The following is a 12,771-nucleotide window of genomic DNA, read 5'->3' as shown; positions in this document are numbered from 1 at the left end:
CGCCGCGCGCCATCGCACCGGACGACCGGACCGGACGAACTGGAGGGGCCGTGCACCTCGAATACACCCCCGAGCAGCAGCAGTTGCGGGCCGAGCTGCGGACGTACTTCGCCGAACTGGTGCCGGACAACGCCTACGCCCGGTACGCCGACCCCGCCGCCCAGAAGCGCTTCTACCGCGCCACCGTGCGCCGCCTCGGCTCCGACGGCTGGCTCGGCGTCGGCTGGCCCAAGGAATTCGGCGGCCGCGGGATGACCCCGATGGAACAGTTCATCTTCTTCGACGAGGCCGCGCAGGCGGGCGTACCGCTACCGCTGATGGCGCTGAACACCGTCGGCCCGACGATCATGCAGTTCGGCACCGACGAGCAGAAGGCCTACTTCCTGCCCCGGATCCTCTCCGGCGAGATCGACTTCGCCATCGGCTACAGCGAACCGGACGCCGGAACGGACCTGGCCGCGCTGAAGACCCGTGCCGTACGCGAAGGGGACGAGGACAGCGGCCACTACGTCGTCAACGGGCAGAAGATCTGGACGACGAACGGCGACACCGCCGACTGGGTCTGGCTGGCGGTACGGACCGATCCCGACGCCCCTCCCCACAAGGGCATCACCATGCTCCTGGTCCCCACCAGCGACCCCGGCTACTCCTGCACCCTCATCAACACCCTCGCCTCGCACGACACCACCGCCAGCTACTACGAGAACATCACCGTCCCCGCCTCCCGCCGCGTCGGCCAGGAGAACAAGGGCTGGCGGATCATCACCAACCAGCTCAACCACGAGCGGGTCACCCTCGCCGCGCACGGCACCATGGCCATCCGCGCCCTGCACAACGTCCAGCGCTGGGCCGCCGCCACCAAGCTAGCCGACGGTCGCCGCGTCATCGACCTGGGCTGGGTCCGCGGACGGCTGGCCCGCACCCACACCAAACTGGATGCGATGAAGCTGCTGAACTGGCAGATGGTCGACGCGCTCCAGCAGGGCACGCTCACCCCCCAGGACGCCTCCGCGGTCAAGGTCTACGGCTCCGAGGCCCGGCGCGACGCGTACGCCTGGCTGATGGAGACCGTCGGCGCCGCGGGCCCCCTCAAGGAGGGCTCGGCCGGCGCGGTGCTGCACGGCGAACTGGAACGCGGCTACCGCTCCGCCGTCATCTTCACCTTCGGCGGCGGCAACAACGAGATCCAGCGCGAGATCATCTCGTGGATCGGCCTCGGGATGCCCCGCGTACGGCGCTGACCGGCCGCGACGAGGACTTCGGGCGGTCGCTTGCCGCGCGGCTGTCGCCCAGGAGGGCGATGGGCATCAACACCGCTACCGGTGCGCGAAAGTGATGCCCCGTCACATTCTTCATCCTCCCGGTACCGAACGACGGCACAGACCTCATGAAGTCTGCGCCGCCGTTCCGGAGTGCGGGACGGGTCAGCCGGCGGAGCCGCTGCCTCTGACGCGCCTCGCTGTCGCCGCCAGGCGCCGTATCCGGGCTGCGGCGGCTGCGGCGGCTGGTGGGTCACGGTTGTCGACTCGCTCACTTCATCGATTGCAGGGGCCGCACATCCTTCCGCAGCCCGCGAATTCGCCGACGTCAGGGTGTTGGTGCGGGACTACGGGCAGCCACCGCACCGCCGCGTCCCAGGTGGCGTGTGCTGGTGGGCGTCGCTCCCGGTCAGTAGCGTTGGTGAGAGCCAACCGGCAATCCCGGTCACACCGGCGTCCAGCGGGAGGTGTGGTGATGGCAGGCGACCCCGGGCTCTTCGGTCCCCGTTCGGTGACCTGGCAGATGCACGGCGACCCGATGATGTGGATCGCGGGTATCCGCGCGCTGTACCTCCAGGCGCTGCATCCCCGCGCGGTGGCCGGCGTCATCCAGAACTCCGCTGCTTTCCAGAAGAACAAGAGGGGCCGGCGCGACGCCTGGGGCCGGCTGATGCGCACGGCGAACTTCGTCGGCACCCTCACCTATGGCACCACCGACGCTGCCGAACGGGCCGGTGGCAGGGTCCGCGCCATCCACCGCAGGCTGTCCGCCACCGACCCGGCCACCGGCGAGCGCTACCGCATCGACGACCCGGAGCTGCTGCTGTGGGTCCACTGCGCCGAGGTGGACTCCTACCTCCACGTCCTGCGCCGCTCCGGATTCCCGCTCAGCGACGCCCAGGCCGACGCCTACCTGGACGAACACCGCGTCAGCGCCCGGCTCGTCGGCCTCGACCCGGCCGCCGTCCCCGGCGACCGGGCCGCACTCGCCGCCTACTTCGCGGCCGTCCGGCCCGCCCTCGCGCTCACCCCCGAGGCCCGGCAGGTCGACGACTTCCTGCGCAGCCCGCCGACCCCCGCCGTCCTCGTGCCCGCCCGCGCGCTCGTATGGCACCGGGTGGCCACGCTCGCCTACGGCGCACTGCCCGCCTTCGCCCACGAGCTGTACGGGCGCCCGGCGCCACCGCCCGCCAGCGTCACCCGCCGGCTGCGCGCCACCGGCCGGGTCCTGCGCGCCGTTCCCCCCGCCGTGCGCTGGCAACTTCCGCCGCAACACATCCTGCGCGCCGTCGCGCGGCTCGGCCCCGGCAGCCGCCCAGCGCCCTACAAGCTGCGCCGGTCCGCCGCCATACTGGAGCGGCAGGAGGACCCGCAGGGGGAGCTGCACGACTGAACGCGGGGCGTGGACGGGGGACGGCGATACGCGATGGCCGAAGAAAGGCTGATCCAAGGGCGCTACCGGCTGCTCGACATCATCGGGCGGGGCGGGATGGGCGAGGTCTGGCGGGCCCGCGATGAATCGCTGGGCCGCCAGGTCGCCGTCAAATGCCTCAAGCCCATGGGGCCGCGGCACGATCCGCGGTTCCTGACGGTGCTGCGCGAGCGCTTCCGCCGCGAGGCGCGGGCCGCCGCCGGTCTCCAGCACCGCGGCATCACCGTCGTCCATGACTTCGGCGAGCACGACGGCACCCTCTTCCTCGTCATGGAGCTGCTCAACGGCCGCAACCTCAGCCAGCTGCTGGACGACAACCGCCGCCGGCCGCTGCCCGTCCCGGACGTCATCGACATCGCCGAGCAGGTCGGCGCCGCGCTCGCCTACACCCATGCCCAGGTCATCGTGCACCGCGACCTCAAACCGGCGAACATCGTGCGCACCATCGACGGCACGGTCAAGATCTGCGACTTCGGCATCGCACGGCTCGGCCACGACATCGGCTTCACCGCCCGGCTGACCGGCACCGGCGTCGCCATGGGCAGCCCGCACTACATGTCACCCGAGCAGATCGGCGCGGACGCCGTCGACCACCGCAGCGATCTGTACTCGCTCGGCTGTGTGCTGTACGAGATCGCCACCGGCGCCCCGCCGTTCGGCACCGGCGACGCCTGGGCGGTGCTCGTCGGCCATCGCGACACCGCCCCGCGGCCCCCGCGCGAACGCCGGCCCGATCTGCCCGAGCCCTACGAGCGGATCATCCTCGATCTGCTCGCCAAGGACCCGGACGACCGCCCCCAGGACGCCGACGAACTGGGCAAACGCCTGGCCGACGCCCGCCAGGGGCGGTCCGGCCCGGCGGCCCGCGTGGACGCCGTTCCCACCCGGCGCGTGCCCTCCTGGACCCGCGGTATGACCCTCGGCTCCCCGGCCGGCACGCCCCGCCGTCACCCTTTCGACCAGGCCACCGCCGTCCTCACCGACACCTGGACCGACGGCAGCGGCACCCAGCGCCAGGAGACCTCCCCGGCCGCCGGATCCGCCCGGCCGGTGCGGCCCGGTGACGACCCCGACGCCCTCACCGCCCGCCTGGAGGACGGCTTCGCGCTGGGCAGGCTCGGCCGGCACTTCGAGGCGCAGCAGATCTGGGCCGAGGTACTGGCCGGCCGGGAACGCGTCCTGGGCCCCGACCACCCCGAGACCCTCGACTGCCGCCATCACCTCGCGTTCGGCCTCGCCCGCCTGGGCCGGCTGGAGGACTGCTGCGCGATGGCCGGCGAGGTCGCCGACGCGCGCGCCCGGGTGCTCGGCGCGCGGCATCCCGACACCCTCGTCACCCGTTACGAAATGGCCTATGTGATGGGGCAGCTGGGCCGGTGGCAGGAGGCGCTGCGGACCTACCAGGAGGTGGCGGCGGCGCGCACCGTAACGCTCGGCCCCGACCACCCCGACACCCTCGCGGCGCGTTACGAGACCGGCATCGGCCTCGGCCGGCTGGGCCGCGGCGCCGAGGCCCTGGCGCTCTACCGCGACCTGGTGGTGGTCCGCAGCCGCGCACAGGGCGCCGACGACCCGGAGACGCTGCGCGCCCGGCACGGACTGGGCGTCAACCTCGGGCGGCTGGGCCGGTGGGAGGAGGCGCTGGCCGAAGCCCGCGAGGTGGCGGCGGCGCGCGAGCGGGTGCTCGGCGCGGACCACCCCGACACCCTCGTCAGCCGCCGGGAGATCGCCGTGGCGCTCGGCTGGCTGGGCCGCTGGGCCGCGGCGCTCGTCGACTACCGCCAGGTCGCCGACGCCCGCGAACGGGTCCTGGGCGCCGGCCATCTCGACGCGCTGGCCAGCCGTACGGACGAGGCGCAGTGCCTGGAGCAGCTGGGCCGCACGGACGAGGCGGCCGCCCTCTACCGCCGGGTCGCCGCGCTGCGCGAGGAGCGCGCCGCGCGGCGGTAGCGGACGGCGGCCCGGCCGCCTCAGCGCGCGGCGACCCGGTAGAGCACGGTGCCGTGCGCCGGCACGTCCCGCGCGACGATGTCCCCGCCGCTGTGCCGGACGCGTCCGGTGACCAGATCGTGCAGCCGGTACGAGGACGCCTGGGGCAGCCCCGCCGCGGCCGCCGTGGTGGACACCGTCCGCGGCGTGTCACCGGTGTTGAACAGCGCCACCGCCCGCCGGCCGTGCCGCAGCGGCTTGGACATCACCGTGAAGCCGTCGTTCTGCTCGATGACCTTGCCCTGCTTGCCGAGCGGGTCCTGGTCGACGGCGATGATCTCCTCGTTCCCCAGTACCTCCTGCGCCTCCGGGGAGAGCTTGCCGAGATCCGTACTGGAGATCAGCGGCGCCGCCATCATCGCCCACAGCGACATCTGGCTCTGCATCTCGTGCCGGTTGAGCCCGGAGTCACCCACGAGCAGGAAATCCGGGTCGTTCCAGCGTCCGGGCCGCTGAAGCTGCGCCAGTCCCGCGTTGTAGCGGAAGTTGTAGACGATGGAGGACCACTTCGTGGCCGGGCTCTGCTGCTCCAGGGCGATGTCCCGTCCGCCGCGCCACAGATTGCCGACCTTGGCGGACCAGTCGATGACCTGGTGCCAGACGCTGTCGCCGTCGTACTGGAAATAGGCCGGCGCGGACACCGAGAAGGTGATGGGCCGTCCGGTGGCCTCCAGCGCCCGGCTCTGCTGCTCGTACACGTCGCGATAGATCTGTTCCTTGGTGCGGCCGGCGGGCCGCGGCACATTGCAGCCGTCCGCCTTGAGGTAGTCGACGCCCCAACGGGCGAACAGCCGCGCGTCCTCGTTGAAATGGCCGTAGCTGCCCGGGTACTTGCCGCAGGTGAGGGTGCCGACGTCCTCGTAGATCCCGAATTTCAGGCCCATCCGGTGCAGTTCCCGCCCGATGTACGCCATGCCGTTCGGGAACTTGTCCTTGTCCGGCACCAGCTCGCCCTGGGGGCCGCGCTGCTTGGCCATCCAGCAGTCGTCGACGGTGACGGTGTCATAGCCCTTTTTCGCGAGCCCGGTCCGCACCAGTGCCCGCGCGTTGTCCAGGACGACCTTCTCGTTGACGTTGCACAGGTAGTACGACCAGTTGTTCCAGCCCATCGGCGGGGTCGGGGCGAGATTCGGATACGCGGCGGAGGTGCGCGCGCGGGCCGCGGTACGTGTCGTACCGGAGGACGCATCGGCGTCCGAGGCGGCGGAGGCGGGTCCGGTGGCCGCGAGCAGCCCGGCCGAGCAGGCGGCGACGGCGGTCAGGGCGATGAACGCGCGGCCGGTGCGGGGAACCTGACGGTGGGACACGGATCACCTCACGGGGTGGGCGGGACGGCCGGGGCGCTGCACCGTCGGCGGAATCGGTGCGGCGCACGGCCGGACGCTAGAAGTCGGCCCCGGCCCGGTCAAGAAGCCGCACCGACCCGCCCGGAGGTTTCAGCCGCCTGCCCTGGCCACCGAGATCACCGCGTGCTATTCCAAGGGCATGCCGGAACGGACTTCGTATGACGCCGTCATCGTCGGCGGCGGGCACAACGGACTGGTCGCCGCCGCCTATCTCGCACGCGCCGGGCGCAGCGTGCTGGTGCTGGAGCGGCTGGACCACACGGGTGGTGCGGCCGTGTCGACCCAGGCGTTCGCCGGGGTCGACGCCCGGCTGTCCCGCTACTCCTACCTCGTCAGCCTGCTGCCGCCGAAGATCGTGCGGGACCTGGGCCTGCGCTTCGCGGTCCGCAAACGCACCGTCTCCTCCTACACCCCCGCCGTACGCAACGGCCGTCCCACCGGCCTCCTGGTGGGCGGCGGCGAAGCCCGTACCCGTACCTCCTTCGCCGAACTCACCGGATCCGACCGGGAGTTCACCGCCTGGCAGCGCTTCTACGGCACCACCCACCGCCTTGCCGGGCGCGTCTTCCCCACCCTCACCGAGCCGCTGCCCACCCGCGCCGCACTGCGCGCCACCGTCGACGACGACGCCACCTGGGAGGCCCTCTTCGAACGCCCCCTGGGGGAGCTGGTCGAGGAGACCTTCTCCGACGACCTGATCCGCGGGGTCGTCCTCACCGACGCCCTGATCGGCACCTTCGCCACCGCCCACGACCCCTCACTGCGCCAGAACCGCTGCTTCCTCTACCACGTCATCGGCGGCGGCACCGGCGACTGGGACGTGCCCATCGGCGGTATGGGCGCGCTCACCGACGCCCTGGCAGACGCCGCCCGCCGGGCCGGGGCGGAGATCGTCACCGACTGCCCGGTCACGGCCATCGCCACGGACGGCCGCAGCGCCGAGGTGACGTCCGCCCAGGGCACCGTCGGCGCCCGCCGGGTGCTGGTCAACGCCTCCCCCCGCGAGCTGGCCCGGCTGCTCGGCGAGGCCCCGCCGCCGCCCGCGGAAGGCGCCCAGCTCAAGGTCAATATGCTGCTCACCCGCCTGCCGCGGTTGAAGGACACCGGTGTGGACCCCCGGGAGGCCTTCTCCGGCACCTTCCACATCGCGGAGGGCTACGGCCAGTTGGAGGCGGCCTACCGGCAGGCGGCATCCGGGGAGCTGCCCGCCGCCCCGCCCTCCGAGATCTACTGCCACTCGCTCACCGACCCCTCCATCCTCGGCGGCGACCTGGTCCGCCGGGGCTTCCAGACCCTCACCCTTTTCGGACTGCACACCCCCGCCGGGCTGTTCGCCGCCGACACCCCCGAGAAACCGGCCACCCGCGACCGGCTGCTCGCCGCCACCTTGGCGGAACTCGACACCCATCTGGCCGAACCGATCGCCGACTGCCTCGCCCGCGACGCCGACGGCCGCCCTTGTATCGAGGCCCGCAGCCCGCTCGACCTCGACCGGGAGCTGGGGCTGCCGGGCGGCAACATCTTCCACCGGGACCTGGCGTTCCCGTACGCGGACGAGGAGGCCGCCGGGGCCGGCGCACCGGGCCGCTGGGGCGTGGCCACCGGGCACGCCAATGTGCTGCTGTGCGGAGCGGGCGCGGTGCGCGGCGGGGGAGTGAGCGGCATTCCCGGGCACAACGCGGCGATGGCGGTGCTGGAGGAGGGCTGAGGGGCGTTCGGCGGCCCAGGGGCCGCCCGGGGTAGCTGTCGCGGGCCCGGTGCCGGGGGCGCCGGGCCCGTCCCACGCGAGTTTCTGACGCAGCATCAGAAAGTCTCTTCCCTCCCGCGCCCCGCTGCGGCATCCTGCGCCCATGCAGACGGAGCTGAGCAACACGCTGGGCGTCGAGCACGCCGTCTTCGGGTTCACGCCCTTCCCCGCGGTCGCCGCGGCGATCACCCGGGCGGGCGGCTTCGGGGTGCTCGGCGCGGTCCGCTACACCGCGCCCGACGAACTGGCCCGCGACCTCGACTGGATGCAGGACCACACCGACGGCCTGCCGTACGGCCTCGACGTCGTGATGCCCGCCAAGAAGGTGGAAGGCGTCACCGAGGCCGATGTGGAGGCGATGATTCCCGAGGAACACCGCCGTTACGTCGCGGGGCTCCTCGACAAGTACCAGGTGCCGCAGCTCGCCGACGGGGAGGAATCCGGCTGGCGGATCACCGGCTGGATGGAGCAGGTCGCCCGCAACCAGCTCGATGTCGCCTTCGACTATCCGATCAAGCTCCTCGCCAACGCTCTCGGCTCGCCGCCGCCCGACGTCATCCGGCGCGCCCATGACCACGGCGTCCTCGTCGCCGCACTGGCCGGCAGCCCGCGCCACGCGCAGCACCACAAGGCGGCCGGAATCGACATCGTCGTCGCCCAGGGCTACGAGGCCGGCGGGCACACCGGCGAGATCGCCACCATGGTCCTCACCCCCGAAGTGGTCGCCGCCGTCGACCCGTTGCCCGTACTCGCCGCCGGCGGCATCGGCACCGGCGAACAGATCGCCGCCGGCCTGGCCCTCGGCGCCCAGGGCGTCTGGCTCGGCTCGATCTGGCTGACCACCGAGGAAGCCGAGCTGCACTCCCGCCGGCTGACCGCCAAACTGCTCGCCGCGGGCGCCGGCGACACCGTCCGCTCCCGCGCCCTGACCGGCAAGCCCGCCCGCCAGCTGCGTACCGAATGGACCGACGCCTGGGACGACCCCGGCGGCCCCGGTCCGCTCCCCATGCCGCTGCAAGGACTGCTGGTCGCCGAGGCCAACTCCCGCATCCAGCGCCATGAGGTCGAGCCGCTGCTCGGCACCCCGGTCGGCCAGATCGTCGGCCGGATGAACAGCGAACGCAGCGTCCAGGCCGTGTTCGACGACCTCACCCGCGGCTTCGAGCGGGCCATCGACCGCATCAACCGCATCGCCGGAAGGAGCCAGCAGTGAGCCAGCCCCCCAACGGCTTCTGGGCACAGGCCACCACCGACCCGGACCGCACCGTCCTGATCGCCCCGGACGGCGAGGAGTGGACCGCGGGCCGCCTGCACGCCGCCGTCAACCAACTGGTCCACGGACTGCGCGCGGCGGGCCTGGAGCGCGGCGACGCCTTCGCCGTCGTCCTCCCCAACGGCGTCGAGTTCCTCACCGCCTATCTGGCCGCGTCCCAGGCCGGGTTCTATCTCGTCCCCGTCAACCACCACCTGGTCGGCCCCGAGATCGCCTGGATCGTCGCCGACTCCGGCGCGAAGGTACTGATCGCCCACGAGCGGTACGGCGCCGCCGCGCGCCAGGCCGCCGACGAGGCGGGGCTCCCGGCCGCCCGGCGGTACGCCGTGGGCGCGGTCGACGGCTTCCGCCCGTACCCCGAACTCCTGGCCGGACAACCGGAGTCCGCGCCCGCCGGCCGCACCCTGGGCTGGGTCATGAACTACACCTCGGGCACCACCGGACGCCCCCACGGCATTCGCCGCCCGCTACCCGGCAAGCCCCCCGAGGAGACCTACCTCGGCGGCTTCCTCGGCATCTTCGGCATCAAGCCGTTCGACGACAACGTGCACCTCGTCTGCTCGCCGCTCTACCACACCGCCGTACTCCAGTTCGCCGGTGCCTCGCTGCACATCGGGCACCGCCTCGTCCTGATGGACAAGTGGACCGCACAGGACATGCTGGCCCTGATCGACGCGCACCGGTGCACCCACACCCACATGGTGCCCACCCAGTTCCATCGGCTCCTCGCGCTCCCCGAGGAGGTGCGGGCGTCCTACGACGTCACCTCCATGCGGCACGCCATCCATGGCGCCGCGCCCTGCCCCGACCACGTCAAACGCGCCATGATCGACTGGTGGGGCGGCTGCGTCGAGGAGTACTACGCGGCCAGCGAGGGCGGCGGCGCCTTCGCCACCGCCGAGGACTGGCTCAAGAAGCCCGGCACGGTGGGGAGGCCCTGGCCGATCAGCGAGCTGGCGGTCTTCGACGACGACGGCAACCGGCTGCCGCCCGGCGAACTGGGCACCGTCTACATGAAGATGACCACCGGCGGCTTCAGCTACCACAAGGACGAGGGCAAGACGAAGAAGAACCGCATCGGCGACTTCTTCACCGTCGGCGACCTCGGCTATCTGGACGAGGACGGTTATCTCTTCCTCCGCGACCGCAAGATCGACATGATCATCTCCGGCGGCGTCAACATCTACCCCGCCGAGATCGAGTCCGCCCTCCTCGCCCACCCCGCCGTCGCCGACGCGGCCGCCTTCGGCATCCCGCACGACGACTGGGGCGAGCAGGTCAAGGCCGTCGTCGAACCGGCCGACGGCTACGAGGCGGGGCCCGCGCTCGCCGACGAGATCCTCGCCCACTGCGAGGCGCAGCTGGCGGGCTACAAACGCCCCCGCTCCGTCGACTTCGTCGACGCCCTGCCCCGCGACCCCAACGGCAAGCTCTACAAGCGGCGACTCCGGGACCCGTACTGGGCGGGGCGGGAGCGGGCGGTTTAGGGCTGCTGGGAGCGGCGTGCGTGTTTGGAGGCCTGTGTGGATGGCGCTGAGGCATGTTTGGGCGGCGGGCTCCGAGCTGCGGCCTGAGCTGCGCTTCGCGCCGCGCCCCGCGTCGCGCACCGCGCGGCGGGCCCCGCGCTGCAGCCCCGCGCCGCAGCCCCGCGCCGCAGCCCCGCGCTGCAGCCCCGCGCTGCAGCCCCGCGCCGCAGCCCCGCGCCTCGCCCCGTCGCGCCCCGCACCGCGCGCCACAGCCCCGCGCCCCGCACCGCAGCCCCGCACCGCAGCCCCGCGCCGCGCCCCGCGCTCCTCCACCCGCCCACCCCCCGAAGGGGGGTGGGCGGCGGGGAAACAACAACACCGGGGTGGGCGGCGGGGAAACAACAACACCGGGGTGGGCGGCGGGGAAACAACAACACCGGGGTGGGCGGCGGGGAAACAACCCAGGGGCGGGCAGAACCGGGCACCGTCGGTCAGGGCCGGGCACGCGTGGTCAGGGCCGGGCACAGCCGGTCGGGACCAGGCACGGGCGAGCAGGGCCGGGCCGGGCAGGTCCCGGCCCGGCGGCGCGTTGTCCACAGGGCTTGACCGGGCATCAGGTGGCCCCGAGGATCACGCCATGACGGAAGCGCGGAGCAACACGGTGGACGGGGTACTGCGGCGCAGCGCGCGGCGGGTGCCCGAGCGGACGGCGGTCCGGTACGCCGAGCGGGCCTGGACCTACCGCGAGCTGGACGAGGCGGTGACGGCCGCGGCCCGGGTGCTGCTGGGGGAGGGCCTCCGGCCGGGCGACCGCGTTGCCTCGTACGGGCACAACTCCGACGCGTACCTGATCGGCTTCCTGGCCTGCGCCCGCGCCGGCCTGGTGCACGTTCCGGTCAACCACGGCCTGACCGGCGAGGACCTGAGCTACATCCTGGATCAGTCCGGCAGCGCGCTCGTCCTCACCGACCCCGCCCTCGCCCACCGGCTGCCCCCCTCGGTACGCACCATGCCGCTGCACGACGCCCCCGAAGGACTGCTGGAGCGGCTGCCCACGGCCACGGAAGCCGCGGGCGGGCCGGACCCGGCACAGCCGTCGGCGGACGGCGATGTTCTCGTCCAGCTGCTCTACACCTCGGGCACCACCGCCCTCCCCAAGGGCGCGATGATGACGCACAGCGCGCTGGTGCACGAATACACCAGCGCCATCGTCGCCCTGGACCTCAACGAGACCGACCGGCCGCTGCACTCCCTCCCGCTCTACCACTCCGCGCAGATGCACGTCTTCCTGCTGCCCTATCTAGCGGTCGGGGCGGAGAACGTCATCCTGGACGGGCCCGATCCGGGCCGGATCTTCGACCTGGTCGAAGCGGGCCGGGCGGACAGCCTGTTCGCGCCGCCGACCGTCTGGATCGCGCTCTCGAACCACCCGGACTTCGCGGTACGGGAGCTGAGCGGCCTGCGCAAGGCGTACTACGGCGCCTCGATCATGCCCGTACCGGTCCTGGAGCGGCTGCGTGCCCGGCTGCCCTCCCTCGCCTTCTACAACTGCTTCGGGCAGAGCGAGATCGGCCCGCTGGCCACCGTGCTCGGCCCGGACGAACACGAGGGCCGGATGGACTCCTGCGGACGCCCCGTGCTGTTCGTGGAGGCGCGGGTGGTCGATGAGGCGGGCCGGGAGGTGCCGGACGGCAGCCGTGGCGAGGTCGTCTACCGCTCACCGCAGCTGTGCGCCGGCTACTGGGACAAGCCCGAGGAGACCGCCGAGGCCTTCCGGGACGGCTGGTTCCACTCCGGCGACCTCGCCGTGCGCGACGCGGAGGGCTATTTCACCGTCGTCGACCGGGTCAAGGACGTCATCAACTCCGGCGGCGTACTGGTCGCTTCCCGCCAGGTGGAGGACGTGCTCTACGAGCATCCGCAGGTTGCCGAGGTCGCGGTCATCGGGCTGCCGGACGAGCGATGGATCGAGGCGGTGACCGCCGTGGTCGTACGGCGCACGACGGTCAACGGCGGCAGTGGCAGCAGTGGCGACGGTGAGGGTGCCGGCGGCGAGGTGAGCGAGCGGGAGCTGATCGACGCCGCCCGCGCCCGCCTCGCGCCGTTCAAGGCGCCCAAGCGGGTGATGTTCGTGGACGCGCTGCCGCGCAACGCCAGCGGCAAGGTCCTCAAGCGAGAGCTGCGGAACCGCTTCGGCGCGCCCTGAGCAGCGCGCGAAGGCCGACTGTCAGTGCCCCCTGCCATGCTGAGAGTGATCGG

The 12,771-nt window shown here is 72.7% G+C and carries 8 protein-coding genes; 7 read left to right on the top strand and 1 reads right to left on the bottom strand.

Features of this window, described 5'->3' with window-relative positions; translation table 11 throughout:
- The first annotated feature begins 50 nt into the window (after positions 1-50).
- From AC5677_RS06070 to AC5677_RS06060, 3 genes are all read left to right on the top strand, one after another.
- Positions 51-1,241 (top strand): acyl-CoA dehydrogenase family protein, encoded by a 1,191-nt coding sequence (locus tag AC5677_RS06070; protein ID WP_497193967.1) that lies wholly within the window; start codon positions 51-53, stop codon positions 1,239-1,241.
- Positions 1,242-1,734: 493 nt separating this feature from the next.
- Complete coding sequence (locus AC5677_RS06065; RefSeq protein ID WP_497193966.1) at positions 1,735-2,652, top strand: oxygenase MpaB family protein; 918 nt, start codon at positions 1,735-1,737, stop codon at positions 2,650-2,652.
- A 33-nt stretch (positions 2,653-2,685) separates the two neighbouring features.
- A complete protein-coding gene (locus AC5677_RS06060; protein ID WP_497193965.1) occupies positions 2,686-4,641 on the top strand; it encodes a serine/threonine-protein kinase in 1,956 nt (651 codons plus the stop codon).
- Between the two features lie 20 nt (positions 4,642-4,661).
- On the opposite strand, the gene AC5677_RS06055 is transcribed toward AC5677_RS06060, so the two are convergent.
- Complete coding sequence (locus AC5677_RS06055; RefSeq protein WP_497193964.1) at positions 4,662-5,987, bottom strand: glycoside hydrolase family 27 protein; 1,326 nt, start codon at positions 5,985-5,987, stop codon at positions 4,662-4,664.
- Between the two features lie 178 nt (positions 5,988-6,165).
- Here AC5677_RS06055 and AC5677_RS06050 point away from each other — a divergent pair, with 178 nt between their 5' ends.
- The 4 genes from AC5677_RS06050 (at position 6,166) to AC5677_RS06035 (ending at position 12,718) form a co-directional block, all read left to right on the top strand.
- On the top strand, positions 6,166-7,734 hold the full coding sequence (locus tag AC5677_RS06050) for a phytoene desaturase family protein (protein ID WP_497193963.1): 1,569 nt from the start codon (positions 6,166-6,168) through the stop codon (positions 7,732-7,734).
- 142 nt (positions 7,735-7,876) lie between these two features.
- Positions 7,877-8,986: an NAD(P)H-dependent flavin oxidoreductase gene (locus AC5677_RS06045; protein ID WP_497193962.1), complete on the top strand. Its 1,110-nt coding sequence runs from the start codon at positions 7,877-7,879 to the stop codon at positions 8,984-8,986.
- A complete protein-coding gene (locus AC5677_RS06040; RefSeq protein WP_497193961.1) occupies positions 8,983-10,533 on the top strand; it encodes an acyl-CoA synthetase in 1,551 nt (516 codons plus the stop codon). Before AC5677_RS06045 ends, AC5677_RS06040 begins: the two co-directional genes overlap by 4 nt.
- Before the next feature lie 616 nt (positions 10,534-11,149).
- On the top strand, positions 11,150-12,718 hold the full coding sequence (locus AC5677_RS06035; protein WP_497193960.1) for an acyl-CoA synthetase: 1,569 nt from the start codon (positions 11,150-11,152) through the stop codon (positions 12,716-12,718).
- The last annotated feature ends 53 nt before the right edge of the window (positions 12,719-12,771 follow it).

The sequence above is a fragment of the Streptomyces sp. JLSY215 genome, from assembly GCF_059682825.1.
This window is presented reverse-complemented; position numbering and strand designations above follow the sequence as displayed.